Raw genomic sequence first — 19,106 nt, forward strand, 5'->3', positions numbered from 1 at the left:
CCAATCCGGCTCACTTCCAACAGATAGGCAATCCCGATCACGGACAGGCCACGAGCACTGATCCGGCCGTTATCGTCTCACTCCCACTGCAATGATTAGCGTGCAAACAACTACTTTACAAGTAGCATACAAAATCTTGTACCTTAGATTGACAGAAGTGTCCGCACGTGGCTTTTAAAGCCACTGTCGCCGAATGGTTGAGTCTGCAGATTCTCTTCGGTGACCTATGGGCGCGCAATAGCGTCCATCTTCGAGGAGGAAGATTTCATGACGACAAGTTCAACAGCGTTTCTAGCCGATTTTTTTGCAGACCGGGTGGTGCTTGTCACCGGCGGCGCATCGGGCATCGGCAAGGCCGTTGCTGAAAAGCTCATCGCGCTCAAGGCCAAGGTAGTGCTTTGGGATGTGAACGGCGCGCGCCTGCAGGAAATGGCGGACAAACATGGCGAGCAGGTTCTGACGGCCATTGTGGATGTCTCTGACAAGGCCGCAGTTGATCGCGCAGCGCATGATATCGCCGCCAAATGGGGTGGCATCGATCATCTCGTCAACAACGCAGGCATCATCGGTCAGCGCATGACCGTGAAGGAATTCGATGCGGACGAACTGGATCGGGTGCTGGCCGTCAATCTGAAAAGTGTATTCTACGTTTCCAGTGCTTTCCTCAACAATCCGGGCATCAAGCCGAGTAAATCGATTGTTGGCCTGTCTTCCATCGCCGGCCGTACCGGCGGCATGGTCGGCAATATCGCCTATGCGACGACTAAGGGAGCAATCGCTTCCTACACCTACGCACTCGCCAAGGAGCTTGCGCCGGAAATCCGCGTCAATGCACTGGCGCCCGGCGTGATCGACACTGAAATCCAGAAGGACGTCTTTGCCGATCCCGCCAGTATCGCGAAAATGGCCGACCTCATTCCGTTGAAGCGGCTTGGAACTGCCGACGAAGTTGCAGACGCAGCCATCTGGCTGCTGTCGCCGGGAGCGGCCTATATTACCGGTGTTGTGCTTGACGTTTCGGGCGGGCGATAAGGAGACAATGATGACGCAGGCAAAGACCCTGAAAAGCCTCATCGAAACCGGTCGCATCATTCAGGCGCCGGGCGCACCCGATCCGTTGACCGCTCGTCTCGTGCAGCAGGCAGGGTTTCCGGCCATTTACATGACCGGGTTCGGCGCGACGGCAAGCCGCCTCGGCACGCCCGATCTTGGTCTTCTCACACAGACCGAAATGACAACCCACGCGCGGGATATGACCCGCGTGGTGGATATTCCGGTCATCGCCGATGCCGATACTGGCTACGGCGGCCCGGCCAATATCGTTCGTACAGTGGAGGAATATATCCAGTCCGGTGTCGCCGCCATTCATCTGGAAGACCAGATGGCGCCGAAACGCTGTGGCCAGCTTGCCGGTATCCGGCTGATCCCCGCAGAAGAAAATGTGCGCCGCCTCAAATGCGCGATTGCGGCGCGCGCCGACAAGGACCTGCTCCTGATCGCCCGCACCGACGCCATGCCTGCGGCCGGTGCGGAAGAAGCCATCCGCCGCGCGAAAATGTATCAGGATACGGGTGTCGATCTTGTTTTCGTCGACGGCATCAAGACCATCGCGGAAGTCGAAGCTGTCGCCCGACACGTCGAAGGGCCGAAGGTCGTCAGCATTGTCGACGGCAACGAAACCGTGGCTCTGACGGCCGCCGACCTCGAACAGATGGGCTTCAACGTCATATTCTATGCACTTTCAACGCTTTTCTCGGCTGTGAAGGCAATGAGCGACACGCTGTCAGTCCTCAAGCGCGACGGTACGCCGAAGGCCCGCTCCGGCGATATGATCACCTATCAGCAATATTGCGACATCGTTGACCTGAAGAAATTTCAAGATCTCGATGAGGAATATGGGTGGTCATAATCGGGTCAGCTGAGGCAGGCGGCGACGCCTGCCTTTTCAGGCACTGAGCTTCTTCGCCTGAATGCGCGAAGACGCTCTTTCGACCGTGATTTCGTAATGGCCGCCCTGCGTTACCTCAGCGATACGGCTTGGACGAAACGCAACGGCATTGATACCGCCATCGTGGCGTAAACTGTTAAACAGAATTCCGAACTCGCCACTCTCGCGCATCTCCTCGCCGAACGTCTGTGACGCGGCGTAATCTGTCGGATCGTAGATGGCAGGCAATGCTGCCTGTTCGCCGCATATATCGATGAAATCCTCTTCCAGCTTCGCCGTATAGACCCGAAAGGTGCGAGCCAGACTGTCCTGCTGTATCGCAACGGTTTCGCGACGCATGTGGTGCGCAACCTCGACGACGGACGTGGTCAGGCGCGCCGCCGCATACCAGGCGCCAAGCTCAGGACCATTGAAGCGCATACCGCCCGGCGCTACATGCAGAAACGTCGCCATGACGATGCTGGAATTGGGTCTGCCGAACACCCACTCCTCATGGGGAAGGCGCTGCAATCGTTCACTGAGAAGACGGTCATTCGTCCAGCCAGCCAGTTCCATCACCGCTTCCAGATCGGCAGCAGTGGCAACCGTGTCAAAAAGACCAATCGGCGGGAAACGCGACGGGATCAGGCGATAGCTTGGCTGTGGCGCGGGATTGCGCTTCACGAGAACACCACGTCTTCATCGCGATAAGGTCGGAACTCGCGATCCAGTTCGTTCGGTTCCATATAAAGGCCGCCGCGCGCCGCATCCAGAAACCGGCGAGCTGTCAGCAAGCCATCCTGCAGACCGCTTGTTATCAGGCTCAACGGCGGATGACCGCCGAAGACACCGGACTGATTGGGCGTGTGCAGCCAGCGGATACCAGCTTTCCCATCTGGATAAAGTACGCCCAGCGCCTGATGAATGCCAAGCACGGCGGACAAGCGCATCAGCACATCCACATCCAGCGTGATATCGCGATGCTCGCGCACCGCCTTCACCCAGTTGTAATAGGTTGATCTGGAAGGCAGACCCAGCACCATCAGCCGTTGCTGCTCGTCCAGCCCCCACAGATCGGCAATGGTCAGAAATGTACGCAGGCCCGGCCCGCTCAATCGCTTGCGCGAATGAGGAGCAAAACGAGCCGCGTCGAGAACATCAGGCCCCTTGCCTATCATTGTCTTCAACACCGTATTGCTTCTGGCCATAATTGCCTCCGATCGTCCAGATCAGAATATAGTCCAAATTTGGACTTTTGCAACTCTACGGTGTTTCAAACGATGAGACAGGCTTTATTCGGCGGCGATAAGGGGCGTTTCGGCAGCCACATCCGGCATTGTATCGAAATGGACCGGACGCAGCGAGACATAGCCGTTGCGGATGTCCAGCACATGCGAATAGACGTTCTGGCCGTTTTCGAGCTGCGGCAGCTTGTCCTCATGCATGATGCTGATGACGATGGCTTGCGGGCAGCGCGTCTTCAGCGCCTCATGGAACCGCATCTTGGAAGCCGGATCGAGGGCACCGGTTGCCTCGTCGAGGAAGACAATCGACGGCTTGTGCAGGAGAATGCGCGCCAGCACGATCTTCTGCTTCTGGCCGCCGGAAAGAACCATATCCCAAGGCGTGCCATCGGCATCGGCGTCATTCATACGCTCGATGAATTCACCCAGCCCCGCCTCATGCAGGACGGCAGCAACAGCGAGATCGCTGAACAGGCTCTCATCGGCGGGCAGGCTGACAAGCTGCTTCAAGGAGACGGAGGGGAACTTGGCCTCCTGGGTCGCATAAAACGAGGTGGCATTCTGCGGATAAATGATATCGCCGGTACCATATGGCCACAGGCCGTTCAGCGCCTTTACGAAGGAAGTTTTGCCCGAACCGGATTCACCGCGCATATAGACCCAGTCGCCTGAACGAATATTGATCACGCCAGAGCGCAGGAACGGTGCTTCGCTATCCGGTCCCTGCATGAGGGTGAGATTGCGTACCGACAGGCCGAAACGCGGATGCTGTTCAGCAAAAGCGAAGCGATTGATACCGGAGCGGCTGTAGAAATCGGTCGGGTCCTGAACATTCTCGATAGCCTGCGCGAGGCCGATCACGCGGCCCGCATTGGCGCGCAGATTGGCAATCGCCGGCATCACCTGAATGAACCACGAGCAATCGTTGATCATTGCTGCGACGAGTTCCGCGCCCGTTACATAGTTCCGAAAACTGACGGAACCGCTCATATAGGGCAGAAGGCCCGGAATATAGGCAACGATACGGTTCGACAGAAAGCCATAGGCTTGCGAGAAGGCGAGATAGGCAGCATCGAAACGATTGAGCCGGTTCCAGGTGCCATCGACATCCTTGTAGAGACGGTCATTGACCGACCGTTGGACGGCCTCGCCGCCGGATGCCGAAATCTGGAAACTGCGACGCAGCAGCGTCGTCCACTCACCACGATAGGAACCTTCGGCCTTCTGGATGCCGAGATTGAGGCGCTCCAGACGCTTACCGATCTTGATCGCGACCAGCGTTCCGAGCGGGACGTAGATCACGATCGCAGCAAAGGCCAGAACGGCGCTGCCATAACTGCCGAGGAAATCCAGCCCCTCCACGTGGGTGGACATTTCGATCAGCTTCTGGCCGATGAAGAAAGCAGACAGGAACACACCGACAATGCCCATGACGAGGCCGATGGCCCCGCCGGTCATGCCCTTGATCGATTCCTGCAGACGCTGATCGATATTGTCGGGCTGATCCTTGCCCCTGCCCTGTTGCAGATGGAAATGTGTATGCTTGCCGTTCAAAAGCGCAGTGGAGAACTGGTCGTTCAGCCATTTGCGCCATTTACGGTGCAGCGTCGTGGACAGGAAATGGCGGGAACCGACCAGCATCACATCCTTTGCCAGCATCAGCAGAACAAGAATGCCCGCATTGGCGGCAATGGTCATGAGAGGATGCTGAACAGGCGCAGTGTTGACGTTAACAATGGAATTCATGAGCAGGCCCGAGGCCTCGGCCACCCATACGGTGGTCTTGCTCACAAAGGCCGTCATCAGGAAGATTGCGAAGGTGAGAACCCAGGCCTCCTTCCAGCGGTCGGAAACCCAATAGGCCCGCATCAGCCCCCAGAACGACGTCATGTCAGCCACGGCAGACCTCTCCCTTGCCTGCAAGGATTGCTGTCTGGTCTGCCGGTTTTTGCTCAATCCACACCTCGTTTTGACAACTGAGTGATAACGCTTTGTAACATATTGCAACAAACTGTGGTTAACGGAGTGTTAATAGTCAACACAAAAGCGGAGCACTAACCCGTGATCATAGGGGTTCGCATCAGCAACAAGCTGAAATCGTTGGGCTATCGGAAAGCTAATTATTTTGGATGAAGCGCACGTTTTACACCGGAAATTCGACGTTTCCGGGGATCATTGCCAATGATTCGAGCAAAAAGACCCTACTGAGCCGCGAGATAAGCCTGCAGACGCGGCACTACAAAATCGAGGAAGACACGGACCCGTTGCGGCAGTCGCGCACCGCCCAGAAACACGGCGTGTACTTCCTCTATGTCGTTTTCGACCGCCTCGGCCAGAACCTCTACCAATGCGCCAGACGCGAGGTCGTTCCGCGCGTGATAATCGCCGATACGAGCGAGCCCCAGCCCTGCGACCGCCATGCGCCGGACCGTCTCCCCATTATTGGCCAGCAGCGAACCGTAGACCGCGCGATCCACGATGCGACCGCTTTCCTTCAGCGGCCATACAGGTGCCGCACGGCGGAAATTGAAACCGATGCAATTGTGATCGATGAGATCATCTATGGTCAACGGCATCCCGCAGCGTTCCAGATAGGCGGGAGCCGCCACGATCTTGCGCCGAGCCGTGCCAAGCTTGCGCGCCATCATGCTGGAATTGGGCAAGGTGCCGATACGGAAAGCCACATCGGTGCGATCAAGATAAAGATCAACCAGCTCGTCCGACAGGGACAGGTCGATCACGATATTCGGATAGGCTGACAGAAATTCTGGCAACAAAGGCTCCAGCGCCAGCGTGCCCAATGCAACCGATGCATTGACGCGGACCGTACCGCCCGTGCTTGCAGAACCTTGCGAAAGTTCGCGTTCGACTTCCTCGAAATCGCGCAGCAGCCCCTGACTACGCTCATAATAAATCTGCCCCTCGGTCGTCAGCGACAGGCGGCGGGACGAGCGTTCCAAAAGCCGCACGCCGAGCCTTGCTTCGATACGGGATATGAGCTTGCTGATGGTCGAAGGGTTCATGCGCAGAAGACGGGCCGCTTCGGAGAAACTGCCTGTTTCCACCACCCGCAGAAAGACCTGCATTTCACCAACGCGATTATCCATCGCCCGCTCCATCTATGAAACCGTTTCACAGATAATGTGGATTCCGAGCGGATTTTCAAGCCCGCGCGATTATCCTATTTCTGCTTCACGAAATCAAACCTGACCGAAAGCTGCTTGGTACAGGATCAACAAAATGACGGCCCGAAGCATGAGCCTCCCAAGCTCGCGCTCTTCACGCGAAACGCCGAAGGCCAGTCAACAGGAGATAATATGAAAATCGTGAACGCACACGGCGCGGCCATACCCGCGCTCGGCTTCGGTGTTTTCCGCATGACGGATGCGGAAGTGGAAAACGTTGTTCCAGCAGCGCTGGAAGCTGGCTTCCGCCATTTCGACACGGCGCAGATCTACCAGAACGAGGCTGCTCTCGGGCGCGCACTGGAAAAGGCCGGCGCACGACGCGAGGACCTGTTCCTCACCACGAAAGTCTGGGTCGATAATTACAGTCCTGACAAATTCAGTACATCCGTCGACGAAAGCCTCGACAAGCTGAAAGTGGATCAGGTCGACCTTCTGCTTCTGCACTGGCCTGCCGACAAGGTGGCTATTGCCGACCAGATTGACATGCTGAACACAGTGCAAACGGCAGGCAAGACGCGCTTCATTGGCGTGAGCAATCAGAATGTCGCGCAAATGAAAGAGTCTATCCTTCGCAGTGCCGCGCCCATCGTCACCAACCAGATCGAGGTCCATCCCTATCTCGACCAGAATGCCGTAGCCGAGGCCGCAAAGGCAGCAGGCGTCGCTATCACCACCTATTACGGTATGGCTGATGGCGCAGTGCCGCGCGACCCCATCTTGCAGGCCATTGGCTCCCGATACGGCAAGACTGCAGCTCAGGTCGGTCTGCGCTGGCTGATTGAACACGGCTTCATCGCCCTTTCCAAGACGGCCAAGCCCGAGCGTGTCGCTGAAAATTTCGACATATTCGACTTTGAGCTCAGTGCTGAAGACATGACGGCGATTTCCAAACTCGCCCGCCCCGATGGACGACTGGTCAACCCCGAAGGTCTGGCTCCAGTCTGGGACAAATAACGGAGACTATGATGAGCACGATGACGTCTCACGACAGCGCGACGAAGACGGCCGGTTTCAACTGGCCGCTTCTGGCGCTTGCAATTGGTGCCTTCGGTATTGGCACCACTGAATTTGCACCTATGGGTCTGCTGCCGGTCATTGCCGACGGCGTTGACGTTTCCATCCCGACAGCCGGGCTTCTGGTCAGCGCCTATGCCATCGGCGTGATGGTCGGCGCACCGATCATGACGCTTGCCTTCGGGCGGTTCGGCAAACGCACGGCCCTGATGCTGCTGATGGGTATTTTCACGCTTGGCAACATCCTGTCGGCTCTCGCACCGGACTACTGGACGCTGCTTGCAGCACGCTTGGTAACAAGCCTCAATCACGGTGCATTTTTCGGCCTCGGTTCCATTGTTGCAGCCAGCGTCGTGCCTCCTGAAAAGCGGGCAAGCGCGGTTGCCACCATGTTCATGGGTCTGACAATTGCCAATATCGGCGGCGTCCCGGCTGCGACCTGGATCGGCCAGCAGATCGGCTGGCGCATGTCATTTGCCGGTACTGCTGTTCTGGGTCTGCTCGCCATCTCGGCGCTCTGGCTTTCACTGCCGCGCGGCGAGGCAGGCAAGATGCCCGACATCCGGCGCGAGCTTGGCGTCCTGATGCGCCCGACCGTGCTGATGTCGCTCGCAACAACCGTCATGGGTGCTGGCGCCATGTTCACGCTCTACACCTATGTAGCACCTGTACTGACCGACCTTACCGGCGCTTCGGAAGGCTTCGTGACGCTGGCGCTCATTCTTATCGGCGTGGGCTTCACTATCGGCAACGCGCTCGGCGGACGCCTCGCTGACTGGTCGCTCAATGGCGCGACACGGATATTTCTTGCAGCACTTGCCATCATCAGTCTGGCACTGCCGTTCCTGCTGGGAAGCCATATCGGCGCAGCAATCGGCCTGCTCGCCTGGGGTGCGGCGGCCTTCGCAATCGTTCCTCCAGTTCAGACCCGCGTGATGCAGGCTGCATCGGAAGCACCGGGGCTGGCATCGTCGATCAATATCGGTGCGTTCAACCTCGGCAATGCGGTGGGCGCGGCCCTTGGCGGCGGCGTCATCAGCGCAGGCTATGGCTATGCAGCCATTCCCGTCGCAGGCGGTCTTCTGGCAGCGGCAGGACTGTTGTTCACACTGTCCCGCCGCCCGAAAACAGCGCTGGCGCCATCGGCCTGCTAATCCAACGTTCTCCTGAAGCGCAAAAGCGCCAGCGACGCAAACAGGAACACGAAAAATATGAGGGCGTTCACCTCTCCGGCAATGTCGGAAAGGTGGGCGCCCTTAAGCATGACTGCGCGGACGATCCGCAGAAAATGCGTCAGCGGAAAAATTTCGCCCAACGCCTGCGCCCAATCGGGCATACCCCGAAACGGGAACATGAAGCCAGACAGCATCAGCGATGGCAGAAAGAAAAAGAAGGTAAGCTGCATGGCCTGCATCTGTGTGCGCGATGCCGTCGAGATCGTGTAGCCGAGCAGGACCAGCGACAGGACGAAGATCAGCACGCAGGTCAGGAGAAGTGCCAGCGATCCCACAAAGGGTACGCCGAACAGAAGCTTTGCCGCGACCAGCACGACCACAACCTGCACGCCGCCGACGACCAGAAATGGCAGAACCTTGCCCAGCATGATTTCGGCAGGTGTGGCGGGCATGGCAAGCAGGTTTTCCATCGTGCCGCGTTCGGTCTCACGGGTCAGTGCCATGGCCGTCATCATCACCATCGTCATTTGCAGAATGACACCCAGCAGACCGGGAACTATATTATATTGCGACACGCCTTCCGGGTTGTAACGCCGATGCACGACGACCTGTAGCTGGCTTCGCGCGGCTTCTGCGGCTTCGGCCTGCTTGCCCTGTTCACGCAGGAGCGCCTGACCTGCGACGGTTCCAAGCGTGGAAATGGCACCGCTTGCCACTGACGGATCGGTCGCGTCGGCCTCGATCAGAATTTGCGGCTGTTCGCCGGCATCGACACGCCTTGCGAAATCCGACGGGATTGTCACCACGAAGGAAACCGTGCCATCGGCAATCAACGCCTCGGCTTCTGCCGCACTTTGCACGACATGGTCGAAACGGTAATAGCCCGTGGTTTCCAGAGCGGAAATCATGGCGCGTGTATAATGATCCTGACTGGTCACAACCAATGCGCTCGGCAGGCTCTTCGGATCATTGTTGATGGCAAAGCCGAAAAGCAGCAACTGCATCAGCGGGACGACCAGCATCATGGCGAAGGTAATGCGGTCACGCCGCATCTGGATGAATTCCTTCACCAGCATTGCGCCAAGACGCTCGAACGAGAACCAGCCATTCATTGTTTGCTGCTCCCGGAATTTCTGCCCTTCGACATATTGTCCTGCGCATTGGCCATGAACTGGATGAACACATCCTCTAGGCTGGTTTCACCAGCCTCGACGGTAATTCCTTCACGATGCCTGATCTTTTCCAGAGCCGCCTCAAGCTTCACCCTGTCGGACCCCACGACATGGAGCGTCGCACCAAAAGGTGCAACCTGCTCGACACCCGGTTCGCCCTCCAGTTCGCGCGCCACTTCGCCGAGCCTCGGACCGTTGACGATGAAGGTTGTCAGCCCTGCCTTATCGATAACGTCCCGGACGGTTCCCGTCGCCAATAGCTTGCCGTAGGAAATATAGCTGATGCGGTGGCAGCGTTCGGCTTCATCCATGTAATGGGTCGAAACGAGCACAGTCAGCCCGCCATCGGCGAGACGATGTATCTCGTCCCAGAAGTCGCGCCGCGCCTTCGGATCAACCCCGGCAGTTGGTTCATCCAGCAGCAGAAGCTTTGGCTTGTGCATGATACAGGCTGCCAGTGCCAGCCGCTGTTTCCAGCCGCCGGAAAGCGTGCCCGCCAGCTGGTCTCCACGTGATGTCAGGCCCAGTTCCTCAAGTGTCCGTGCCACATGCTCCTTCACTGGCTTCAACCGGTAGAGACGCGCAACGAATTCAAGGTTCTCGGCAATTGTCAGGTCTTCATAGAATGAAAAGCGCTGCGTCATGTAGCCGACTTCACGCTTGATCTTCAGCCCTTCGGTACGAAGATCGAAACCAAGCACCTTGCCTTCACCCTCGTCGGGCGTCAGCAGCCCGCACATTATGCGGATGGTGGTCGTCTTGCCCGAACCGTTCGGCCCCAGAAAGCCGACAATCTCACCTTCGGCCACCGACATGCTCACATGATCAACGACCGTAGCGTCACCGAACCGCTTGACGAGACCTTTGACATCGATAGCGTTCGCCATTGCCGCCTCCGCCTATCGGGCAGCCAGATCGACATCCACGATCTGGCCGGGCTGCAAAGGCGATGCGGGATCGACAGGATGCGCCTCGACAAGATAGACAAGCTTCTGGCGCGTTTCGAGCGAGTAGATGACGGGCGGCGTGAATTCCGGATCGGGCGAAACATAGCTCACACGGGCTTGCAGGCCGGGCGCGCAACCATCGCAGCGCACAGACAACGTATCGCCCACCCGCACGGCCGAGAACTTGTCTTCCGGTATGTAGACCTTCAGCTTGATCGCACCATCGGGCAGCATGGTCAGCACCGGCGCAGACGGACCGGCAATATCGCCTGGATTGCGGATGACATCGGTGATCCGGCCCGGAGCGGGCGCTTCAATCGTTCGTTTTGTCAGATGCCAGCGCGCGGAATCAAGCTGCGCTTCGGCACTCTTGACGGCATTTTCCGCCGCCTTGATCTCTTCCGAGCGCGCGGGCAAGCGACCGACCGCCAGATTGGCTGTGGCCTGATTGATCGAGGCCTCAGCCACTTCAACCTTGGTGGCCGCGTCGTCAAGCTGCGCCTGTGTCATCACTCCGCGTTTCGTCAGGTCTTGCGTGCGCAAAAGCGTTCGCTGGGCATCGTCTGCCTGTGCTTTGGCCGTCCTGACCGCCGCTTCCAGAACTGCAATTTCATCGGGACGCTTGCCAACCTGCAAATCCGCCAGTTGCGCGCGTGCCTGCGCCAATGCTGCCTCGGCCTGCGCGACGGCAATCTTTGCGTCCGCGTCCTCCGTCATTGCTATGGGCTTGCCCGGCTCGACATGATCCCCACGCCTGACGGCAACGGACTGAACCTGCGCCACTTCCAGCGGCGCAAGCTGCACGAATTCCCCCTCAACGTAACCAACAGCAAGGGGCTGCGCGCTGCATGCGGCGAAAAGATAAGAGGCGAAAGGAACAATACAGAGAATACTCATGCTTTCACCTCGCCGTCTTTGATGGCGTCCTTCGCTGCGAGAATGGCCATCAAATTCTGGCGTGCGATTGCCGCGACAGCCGCCGCCTCTTCCGCGCCCATCGTGGACCAGCCCATGCGCCGTTTCACAGCTTCCCGGCCAATGCGGAAATAAACGATCTGCCCAAGCAGGGTGAAGATGAGAAGCCGTGTGGCCTCGCTCTCGGCAGGTTCGCCCGTCGCGACTTCCCAGATGGCGCAAAGCCTTTTGTGCGTCGGCTCGAAAACACCGGAATAGATGCGATCGAGTGCTGCGGTCGGATGCGCCAGTTCGCGCAAGAGAAACTGAACGATCTCGCCGGACTGTGGTTGCGCGACGATGAAATGCGTCATCCGCTCCAGCGCCAGACCGAGCTGCTGGCGGGCCGTTTCCTTCGTTTCGGCAGGTGCACTGATCACACCGTGATGTCCAAGCGCCTGCCCGGCTATGCCTTGTATCGTTTCGACAATATAGTCTGCCGCCGCCAGTCGCAGCCCTTCCTTGCCGCCGAAATGATACGCGATGGAACCGATATTCGCCTTGGCCAGACCGGCGATCTCACGCGTCGATGTGGCATCGAAACCCTTCGAGCCAAATAGTTGCAAGGCCGCGTGGATCAGCGCCGCTCGCGTCTGATCGACCGAAGGTGACGGAGGCTCTTGCCTTGTATGTTTCGCTTTGCTCATATCATGATTTAATCAATCGATTGATTAAATGTCAAGCACGACAAAAGCCAAAGCGCCAATCTTGGATCAGCACCTTGATTTCACTGAAAATTATAGACGTCGTTCAGCCCCGTCTTCCAACATGCCGCCCGACGGCGATCGGTGTCGGCATCTCACGGTGTGCATGAGAAAGCGCCTCCAATGCGGCCAGAATTCCGGCCTTCGCAGCGACCGCCTTGCCCGCTGTGCTATCGACATGCAGCAGCATCTGCTCGGCGCTGGCGATTTCCGTATCGCCCCGCCTCAGACTGTGAAAGACATGCGCGCGCTTCTCGTCAAAGGAGAGCAACTGCGTTTCCACATGTAGCGCATCGCCTATCTTGGCCTCGCCGCGATGCATGATATGGGTTTCGACCGTGTAGTAGCTGTGACCGGATTTCAGATAGGCTTCGTCCACACCGATATGTGCCAGAAACCTGTCCGTCGTCTGGCCGAATACATCGAGATAACGATGCTCGGTCATATGCCCGTTATAGTCGATCCACTCCGGGATCACGCGCGCATCCAGAAGACGCAACGGGCCGGAACCTGCCTTGGAAGAGCCCGCCCCATCGAGCCGTGCGGTATAGGCATTGAGAAGCGCGCCCGCACCCCAACCCTTGCCGTTTTGCTGATGCGCGAGAGCGCGAATGATCGCAACCAGATTTTCGTCACGAATCCGTTCCAGATCGTGGATTGAAAGCCCTTCATTCTGCTCGTCCGACTGATCCGCGATGCGGCTGATCAGGCTGCCATCAAGATCGGGCACATCTGTCAGCTTCGTCCATGGCCATTGTAGCGCAGGCCCGAACTGGGCGAGGAAGTGTCGCATACCTGCCGGACCGCCGGCAATGCGATAGGTCTGGAACAGCCCCATCTGTGCCCAGCGAAGGCCGAACGAATAGCGGATGATGTCGTCAATCTGCTCGACCGTGGCGATGCCGTCGCGCACGAGCCACAAGGCCTCTCGCCACAGCGCTTCCAGAAGCCTGTCGCCAACAAAAGCGTCAATCTCTTTTTCGAGCACGACCGGCTCCATTCCGGTCTGGCGGTAGAGAGCGGACGCACTTTCAATTGTCGATACGGAAGTCTTGCCTCCCGGCACGAGTTCCACCAGCGGCAACAGGTAAACGGGATTATAGGGATGCGCGATCAAGAGGCGCTCCGGATGCCGCAACCCAGCCTGCAACTTGCTTGGAAGAAAGCCGGAAGTGGACGACGCGATCAGCGCATCGTTTGCACCAGCGGCTTCAATCTCCGCGAGCACGGCAAGTTTAAGGTCAAGGCGTTCGGGAACGCTTTCCTGTATAAGCGCCGCGTCCGCAACCGCCTCTGCCAGCGAAGCGGAAAAGGACAGTTGCCCCTCCTGCGGAAGGCGCACGGTAGTCAACGCCGCCAGCGCCTTGCGTGCATTATCGAGAATGTGTTCGGTCGTCGCCTTTGCATCGGGCGACGGATCGTAAACGGCAACGTCGAAACCGTTCAGCAGAAAGCGTGCGGCCCAGCCGCTGCCGATGACACCGCTGCCGATGCAGGCAATCTTGGGAGGATGGCTGTTCATGGATATCACCAGCGCTTTGTAAGCTTGAGTTTTTCGCGGACTTCAGCAGGCGTCAGAACTTTCGTTCCCATATTAACGGCGATGGCTTTGGCCCGTTCGACCAGATCGCCATTCGACGCCAGAACGCCCTTGTCGAGCCAGATATTGTCTTCGAGACCCACACGGATATTGCCACCCGCCAGCACGGCAAGGGCCGCATAAGGCAACTGATTGCGGCCAATGGAAAACGCCGAGAAAATCCAGTTGTCCGGCAGGTTGTGGACGATGGAAACCAACGTCGCCAGATCGTCCGGCGCGCCCCAAGGAATACCCATGCACAGTTGCACCAGAACCGGGTCATCAAGCAGGCCCTGCTGTTGCAGCCATTGGGCGAGCGGCAGATGGCCGGTGTCGAAAATCTCGATCTCCGGACGCACGCCAAGCCGTTGTATCTGTCCGGCCATTTCCCTGAGCATGGCAGGCGTGTTGGTCATCACGTAATCGCCTTCGCCGAAATTCATCGTGCCGCAATCCAGCGTGCAGATTTCCGGCAAGAGTTCAGCGACATGAGCAAGCCGTTCCGTCGCGCCCGCCATATCGGTCTTGGCGGCATCGGGTGGCAGTGGAGCTTCTGGCGACCCAAAGACCAGATCACCGCCAACGCCTGCAGTCAGGTTCAGCACGATATCGACACCGGACGCCCGGATGTGGTCCACAACCTCGCGGAAAAGCTCCAGCTTGCGCGATGGTTCACCCGTTTCCGGATCGCGCACATGAATATGCGCAACGGCGGCACCTGCTTCCGCACTTTCAATGGCCGCATCCGCAATCTGGCGCGGCGTGATCGGCACCTTGTTTGAGCGGTGCGTGGTGGCTCCGGCACCGGTGACGGCAGCAGTGATGAATATTTCGCGGGCGGGCTTTAAAGGCATGATCGTTTCCCTCAATTTTCGCCGAGCTTGACAGGTCGCGAAATGCCGGGATTATCATTTTACGAAATCTATTTGGCGAAGAGCGAAACGCATGATCTTTGAACCCTCCGACGAAGAACTGAGCGTTACCCTGCTGGTCCTGCCGGATTGTTCGCTGATGTCGCTGGCCGCAACGCTGGACCCAATGCGCGGCGCCAACCGCGTGACGGGCCGCTCACTTTATCGCTGGCGGGTGGTGTCACCGGATGGCAGCGATCCCGTCACATCCAGTGGCCTCAAAGTTGCGGCTAATGGCCGTTTCGAGGTCGGCGCGCAGGACATTCTCATTATCGTCAGCGCCTTTCATGCGCTGGAACATGCGACGCCGAAGCTTCTCGCCATGCTGCGCCAGGCGGCCAAGCAATCGAAACTCGTCGTGGGTGTGGAAGCCGGATCATGGGTGCTGGCAAAGGCGGGATTGCTCAATGGACGCAAGGCAACGACGCACTGGGAAGACATGGAAGCATTCTCACAGCGCTTCCCGGAAGTCGAAATGCAATCGGATCGTTGGGTGCGGGATGGAGCTTTTCTGACAACCGGAGGCGCTGCACCGGCGCTCGACATGATGCTGGCGCTCATTCGCGCCCGCCACGGCTATTCCATCGCGCTGGATGTGGCGAGCCTCTATATTTACGATGAGGTGAAACAGGCTTCCGACGCACAGCCGCTGGTCTCTCTTGGCCGTTTGCTCAACCGCGAACCACGCTTGGCAGATGCCATAAAAATCATGGAAACCCATATCGACCGCCCGATCCCCGTGTCGAGCATCGCCCGAAGACTTGGGCTTTCCACACGCAGCCTTGAATTGCTGTTCGCCAATGTAATCGGGCAGTCACCGGGCAATTACTACCTGTCGCTTCGGCTGAAAGCAGCCCGGCGGCTGATCCTCGATACGCATCTTTCCATGGCGGACACAGCGGAACAGACCGGCTTTTCGTCGATCAGTTCACTGTCACGCGCCTTCAAACGGCATTTCGGTCAGTCGCCGAGCAAGCTGCGGCAGTAAAGGCACCCTTACTTAAAGGCCCAGCCCCGACTTCACCTCAGCAAGTGCTGGTTTGCCGTCGAAAGTGGTCACGCCGTCAAGCCACGCATCAAGCTGCGCCGGGTTCTCCTTGATCCATTTCGTGACGGCATCCTTGGCTTCCATGCCATCGTTCAGGATCATGTTCATCATCGTGCTTTCCATATCCGTGTTGAACTTCAGGTTCGACACAAAGCGCGAGACGTTGGGGCAGTCGGTTGCATAGCCCTTGCGGGTCAGTGTTTCGACGGTTGCCGCGCCATCATCCGGTCCGAACAGGTTTTCACCATTTTCCAGATAGGTGAGCTTGTAGCGAATGTTCATTGGATGCGGCGTCCAGGCAAAGAACACAACGGGCTCATCCTTGCGCACCGCATTTTGAACCTGCGAGAGCATGGCCTGCTCGCTCGATTCCGCGAGCTGGAAATCCTTCAGGCCGAATTTGTCCTGCTCGACCATCGATTGGATCGTGGCGTTTGCGCTGCTGCCAGCCTCGATGCCGTAAATCTTGCCGCCAAGCTGGTCCTTGAATTTTGCGATATCGGCATAATTCTTGATGCCAAGGTCCTTGCCCGTCGCAGCAAGACCGATCTTTGCGCCTTCGAGATTGACGCCAGCCTGCTCGATCTTCTTGCCTTCAAGATAGGGTTTGCGCGCTTCTTCCTGAAGCGGCATCCAGTTGCCGAGGAAAATATCGATCTGTCCATTTTCCAGCGACTGGAAGGTGACCGGCACGGAAAGGATGGTTGTCTGCGGCTCGTATCCGGCTTTTTCAAGCAGCAGAGAAGCGAGCGCCGTCGTTGCAGTAATGTCGGTCCAGCCGACATCGGAGAATTTGGGTGCCTTGCAGTTTGCGCCTTCAGCGGCATGCGCCTGCACGCTGGCAAGGCTGGCGACGCTTGCTGCAAGCAAAAGAAATAGGCGTTTCATTATCTTCTCCCCTTTGTTTTTATTGAGAACAACATGATAGGGGAAACAGGAAACGCCTGTTCGCAATATGCGCAATCATCTTTGCGTTTTGCGCAACCTTTGACCATTGATCGATCGGGCCGATTTCTGAAAGCTGCGCAAAACCGGGGCGAAATTTATTTCCCACCGCCATATTGCACGTCGCTGACATGCTCCATCCAGTCAACGACTTTGCCGTCGAGCTGTTCCTGAATGGCTATATGAGTCATGGCATTGCTCGCGGATGCCCCGTGCCAGTGTTTCTCGCCCGGCTCAAACCAGACCACATCGCCGGGCCGGATTTCTTCAATCGGTCCGCCTTCGCGTTGCACGAGGCCAAGCCCGGCGGTCACGATCAGGGTCTGGCCAAGCGGATGCGTGTGCCAGGCAGTGCGGGCGCCGGGCTCAAAGGTTACGGTCGCAGCCGCAGCACGCCGGGCATTATTGGGAGAAAACAGCGGATCGATACGGACATTGCCCGTAAACCAGTCGGCTGGACCTTTTCCCGAAGGATCGGTTCCGTTTCGCTTGATATCCATGAGGCGTTTCCTTTCCTGTTCACAACGCAACATAGATCAACTTCACGGACTGTTCAGCGCCTTTTGGCCGGGTTCCGCTGCAAAATCACGTTATGTCGTTTCGTAAGTTCTGTGTTGACCGCTTCGATTTCCTGCGCCTTGCGCGCATCGTCCCAGCCAAGCTCCCGCGCCAGAACATCGGCGATTGCAGCGAGATTGCCGGTCGTCAGCGCCCCGTCGATTGCAAGTGTGGTGCGCCGCAAAACGACGTCCGCCAGATGCACGACAAGCTCGTTGCGTGCGATCCATGCGATTTCCGTCGCGCTGACCGTGTCGGTTTCCGGCAGCATTGCAACCGTTGCCCCTGCCTCCTCGCGGAGGATCGGCAAGGCCGTGCTGCCATAGCGCTTCAACAGGGTCTCAACCCGTGCGGCGGACAACTTTGTTTCGGTGGCATATTTCGTCACCCAAGCTTTGCGGGCGCGATCATCGGACGGATAGTCCCTGCCACCGCCTATAGGGAGGTTGCGCGTTGAAACCTGCCGCGTCTTGTCGAACCGGCCCAGAACCTTGTCGGCCACTTCCTCGGCAAAGCCGCGGAATGTGGTCCACTTGCCGCCGACCAGCGAAATGACTGCGAATGGCCGTTCGTTATCCGGCTCGATGATGGGCGCCGAATGATCGCGACTGATCAAACCCGGTTCGGAAGCATTGGAAGCCGGAAGTGGACGAATGCCGCTATAAGTGTAGACAATCTGGCTGCGGTCGAATTTGAGCTTCGGCAGCAGCGAACGCAGGCTGTCGATGAAATAGTCGGTTTCATGATCGTCGCAACGCACATTGTCCGGATCGTCCGATGGAATATCGGTGGAACCTACCAGCGCCAGACCGTGATAGTCGTAGACGAGACAGATGCGCCCGTCATCCGCCTCGAAATAGATCATTCGTCCGTTGAGGCTCTTCACCAGTTCGGGGTGATCGACAAGAATATGCGAACCCTTGGTGCCACCGATCATCTTGGTCGGCTTGCCGAGTGCAGCATTGACCCGGTCGATCCACGGGCCAGCCGCGTTGATGACCAGCTTCGGCCTCACCGCGAATTTTACGCCATCCGGCCCTTCAAAGCCGATAAGGCCGTTCTCGGCGGAAACCAGCGTCGTGAAATTGGCGGCAGCGCTTTTCGGATTGGCGCGCAGCCCGTCGCTGACGAGTTCATAGACCAGACGTTCCGGCTGGCTGACCTTCGCATCATGATAGATGCCGCCCGCCACGATTGCGGGCGTGATATAGGGCATTTCCTTCGTCGCCGTCTCCTTCAACAGAAAACGGTGACGTGGCATGACGCGCTCGCGCGCACCAAAATAATCGTAAAGTGCCAGACCGATCTTGATCAGCACGGCGCCACGGCTGCGCGGCGCGGTCGTCGAGCCGAACAGGGTGCGCAGCGCCGCCGTAATACCCTTTGTCCATGAGAAGACAGGTATGAAAGTCGGCAGCGGCTCGACATTATGCGGCGCATTCTTCAGAAGCAGGTTGCGCTCGAGCGTGGACTGGGCCACAAGCCCGAACTCGCCGGTTTCCAGATATTTGAGACCACCATGGATAAGCCGCGACGGCGCAGCACTTGTGCCTGAACCAAAATCCGCCTTGTCGACAATGAGACAGCTAACGCCCTGCTCGCAAAGATCGCGATAAAGGCCTGCTCCGTTAACCCCCGCGCCAAGGATGAGCACATCCACGCCCTCGGTCTCGAGTTGTCCGATGCGGCTTTTCATTTCGGCATTGCCTGCGAAGTCATTCATCTTACTGTCTTTACGTC

At 58.0% G+C, this 19,106-nt stretch carries 18 protein-coding genes; 5 read left to right on the forward strand and 13 right to left on the reverse strand.

All coding sequences use genetic code 11. The features are described 5' to 3' along the window. Positions 1-267: 267 nt before the first annotated feature. Positions 268-1,032 carry an SDR family NAD(P)-dependent oxidoreductase gene (locus OHI65_RS03115; protein ID WP_125300772.1) on the forward strand — a complete coding sequence of 255 codons (765 nt, stop codon included), beginning with the start codon at positions 268-270 and terminating at the stop codon, positions 1,030-1,032. 7 nt (positions 1,033-1,039) lie between these two features. Further along, entirely contained in the window at positions 1,040-1,909 is an 870-nt protein-coding gene (locus OHI65_RS03120) for an isocitrate lyase/PEP mutase family protein (protein WP_264358729.1), read from the forward strand. A gap of 36 nt (positions 1,910-1,945) precedes the next feature. On the opposite strand, the gene OHI65_RS03125 is transcribed toward OHI65_RS03120, so the two are convergent. The 4 genes from OHI65_RS03125 to OHI65_RS03140 form a co-directional block, all read right to left on the reverse strand. Next, positions 1,946-2,611, reverse strand: a complete 666-nt coding sequence (locus OHI65_RS03125) for an RES family NAD+ phosphorylase (protein ID WP_125300774.1) — start codon at positions 2,609-2,611, stop codon at positions 1,946-1,948. Next, positions 2,608-3,135 carry an MbcA/ParS/Xre antitoxin family protein gene (locus tag OHI65_RS03130; RefSeq protein ID WP_125300775.1) on the reverse strand — a complete coding sequence of 176 codons (528 nt, stop codon included), beginning with the start codon at positions 3,133-3,135 and terminating at the stop codon, positions 2,608-2,610. Before OHI65_RS03130 ends, OHI65_RS03125 begins: the two co-directional genes overlap by 4 nt. Positions 3,136-3,219: 84 nt before the next feature. Then, complete coding sequence (locus OHI65_RS03135) at positions 3,220-5,070, reverse strand: ABC transporter ATP-binding protein/permease (RefSeq protein ID WP_185757987.1); 1,851 nt, start codon at positions 5,068-5,070, stop codon at positions 3,220-3,222. Positions 5,071-5,372: 302 nt separating this feature from the next. Continuing rightward, positions 5,373-6,278 (reverse strand): LysR family transcriptional regulator, encoded by a 906-nt coding sequence (locus OHI65_RS03140; protein ID WP_010660890.1) that lies wholly within the window; start codon positions 6,276-6,278, stop codon positions 5,373-5,375. Between the two features lie 210 nt (positions 6,279-6,488). Here OHI65_RS03140 and OHI65_RS03145 point away from each other — a divergent pair, with 210 nt between their 5' ends. Then, entirely contained in the window at positions 6,489-7,313 is an 825-nt protein-coding gene (locus OHI65_RS03145) for an aldo/keto reductase (RefSeq protein ID WP_125300777.1), read from the forward strand. 11 nt (positions 7,314-7,324) lie between these two features. Further along, the gene (locus OHI65_RS03150) at positions 7,325-8,527 is read left to right on the forward strand and encodes an MFS transporter (protein WP_029928091.1); all 1,203 of its coding nucleotides are present in this window, start codon (positions 7,325-7,327) and stop codon (positions 8,525-8,527) included. Here OHI65_RS03150 and OHI65_RS03155 read toward each other — a convergent pair. From OHI65_RS03155 to OHI65_RS03180, 6 genes are all read right to left on the reverse strand, one after another. Beyond that, a complete protein-coding gene (locus OHI65_RS03155) occupies positions 8,524-9,660 on the reverse strand; it encodes an ABC transporter permease (protein WP_125300778.1) in 1,137 nt (378 codons plus the stop codon). The two genes, OHI65_RS03150 and OHI65_RS03155, sit on opposite strands and share 4 nt — an antisense overlap. Then, complete coding sequence (locus tag OHI65_RS03160; RefSeq protein WP_125300779.1) at positions 9,657-10,607, reverse strand: ATP-binding cassette domain-containing protein; 951 nt, start codon at positions 10,605-10,607, stop codon at positions 9,657-9,659. Before OHI65_RS03160 ends, OHI65_RS03155 begins: the two co-directional genes overlap by 4 nt. A gap of 12 nt (positions 10,608-10,619) precedes the next feature. Next, positions 10,620-11,564, reverse strand: coding sequence for an HlyD family secretion protein (locus tag OHI65_RS03165; RefSeq protein WP_125300780.1), 945 nt, complete (start codon positions 11,562-11,564; stop codon positions 10,620-10,622). Further along, positions 11,561-12,268 carry a DUF1956 domain-containing protein gene (locus OHI65_RS03170; RefSeq protein WP_011982665.1) on the reverse strand — a complete coding sequence of 236 codons (708 nt, stop codon included), beginning with the start codon at positions 12,266-12,268 and terminating at the stop codon, positions 11,561-11,563. Before OHI65_RS03170 ends, OHI65_RS03165 begins: the two co-directional genes overlap by 4 nt. 103 nt (positions 12,269-12,371) lie before the next feature. After that, entirely contained in the window at positions 12,372-13,847 is a 1,476-nt protein-coding gene (locus OHI65_RS03175; protein WP_125300781.1) for a carnitine 3-dehydrogenase, read from the reverse strand. A 5-nt stretch (positions 13,848-13,852) separates the two neighbouring features. Continuing rightward, positions 13,853-14,758, reverse strand: a complete 906-nt coding sequence (locus OHI65_RS03180; protein WP_010660882.1) for a 3-keto-5-aminohexanoate cleavage protein — start codon at positions 14,756-14,758, stop codon at positions 13,853-13,855. Positions 14,759-14,849: 91 nt separating this feature from the next. Here OHI65_RS03180 and OHI65_RS03185 point away from each other — a divergent pair, with 91 nt between their 5' ends. Beyond that, positions 14,850-15,803 (forward strand): GlxA family transcriptional regulator, encoded by a 954-nt coding sequence (locus OHI65_RS03185; protein ID WP_125300782.1) that lies wholly within the window; start codon positions 14,850-14,852, stop codon positions 15,801-15,803. A gap of 12 nt (positions 15,804-15,815) precedes the next feature. On the opposite strand, the gene choX is transcribed toward OHI65_RS03185, so the two are convergent. The 3 genes from choX to OHI65_RS03200 form a co-directional block, all read right to left on the reverse strand. After that, a complete protein-coding gene (gene choX / locus OHI65_RS03190; protein ID WP_010660880.1) occupies positions 15,816-16,751 on the reverse strand; it encodes a choline ABC transporter substrate-binding protein in 936 nt (311 codons plus the stop codon). A gap of 155 nt (positions 16,752-16,906) precedes the next feature. Then, positions 16,907-17,308: a cupin domain-containing protein gene (locus OHI65_RS03195; RefSeq protein WP_011982660.1), complete on the reverse strand. Its 402-nt coding sequence runs from the start codon at positions 17,306-17,308 to the stop codon at positions 16,907-16,909. A 53-nt stretch (positions 17,309-17,361) separates the two neighbouring features. Next, a complete protein-coding gene (locus OHI65_RS03200) occupies positions 17,362-19,089 on the reverse strand; it encodes a glycerol-3-phosphate dehydrogenase/oxidase (RefSeq protein ID WP_125300783.1) in 1,728 nt (575 codons plus the stop codon). Between the last annotated feature and the right edge of the window lie 17 nt (positions 19,090-19,106).

Source organism: Brucella sp. MAB-22 (genome assembly GCF_025908475.1).
Taxonomy (GTDB): Bacteria; Pseudomonadota; Alphaproteobacteria; order Rhizobiales; family Rhizobiaceae; genus Brucella; species Brucella anthropi.

Excerpts from the sequence above, each read along its gene's own strand:
- OHI65_RS03115 (WP_125300772.1), top strand. The coding sequence starts at position 268 with ATGACGACAAGTTCAACAGCGTTTCTAGCCGATTTTTTTGCAGACCGG.
- OHI65_RS03140 (WP_010660890.1), bottom strand. The coding sequence starts at position 6,278 with ATGGATAATCGCGTTGGTGAAATGCAGGTCTTTCTGCGGGTGGTGGAA.
- OHI65_RS03170 (WP_011982665.1), bottom strand. The coding sequence starts at position 12,268 with ATGAGCAAAGCGAAACATACAAGGCAAGAGCCTCCGTCACCTTCGGTC.
- OHI65_RS03165 (WP_125300780.1), bottom strand. The coding sequence starts at position 11,564 with ATGAGTATTCTCTGTATTGTTCCTTTCGCCTCTTATCTTTTCGCCGCA.
- OHI65_RS03145 (WP_125300777.1), top strand. The coding sequence starts at position 6,489 with ATGAAAATCGTGAACGCACACGGCGCGGCCATACCCGCGCTCGGCTTC.
- OHI65_RS03130 (WP_125300775.1), bottom strand. The coding sequence starts at position 3,135 with ATGGCCAGAAGCAATACGGTGTTGAAGACAATGATAGGCAAGGGGCCT.
- OHI65_RS03180 (WP_010660882.1), bottom strand. The coding sequence starts at position 14,758 with ATGCCTTTAAAGCCCGCCCGCGAAATATTCATCACTGCTGCCGTCACC.
- OHI65_RS03175 (WP_125300781.1), bottom strand. The coding sequence starts at position 13,847 with ATGAACAGCCATCCTCCCAAGATTGCCTGCATCGGCAGCGGTGTCATC.
- OHI65_RS03120 (WP_264358729.1), top strand. The coding sequence starts at position 1,040 with ATGATGACGCAGGCAAAGACCCTGAAAAGCCTCATCGAAACCGGTCGC.
- OHI65_RS03150 (WP_029928091.1), top strand. The coding sequence starts at position 7,325 with ATGAGCACGATGACGTCTCACGACAGCGCGACGAAGACGGCCGGTTTC.
- OHI65_RS03155 (WP_125300778.1), bottom strand. The coding sequence starts at position 9,660 with ATGAATGGCTGGTTCTCGTTCGAGCGTCTTGGCGCAATGCTGGTGAAG.
- choX (WP_010660880.1), bottom strand. The coding sequence starts at position 16,751 with ATGAAACGCCTATTTCTTTTGCTTGCAGCAAGCGTCGCCAGCCTTGCC.
- OHI65_RS03160 (WP_125300779.1), bottom strand. The coding sequence starts at position 10,607 with ATGGCGAACGCTATCGATGTCAAAGGTCTCGTCAAGCGGTTCGGTGAC.
- OHI65_RS03185 (WP_125300782.1), top strand. The coding sequence starts at position 14,850 with ATGATCTTTGAACCCTCCGACGAAGAACTGAGCGTTACCCTGCTGGTC.
- OHI65_RS03195 (WP_011982660.1), bottom strand. The coding sequence starts at position 17,308 with ATGGATATCAAGCGAAACGGAACCGATCCTTCGGGAAAAGGTCCAGCC.
- OHI65_RS03200 (WP_125300783.1), bottom strand. The coding sequence starts at position 19,089 with ATGAATGACTTCGCAGGCAATGCCGAAATGAAAAGCCGCATCGGACAA.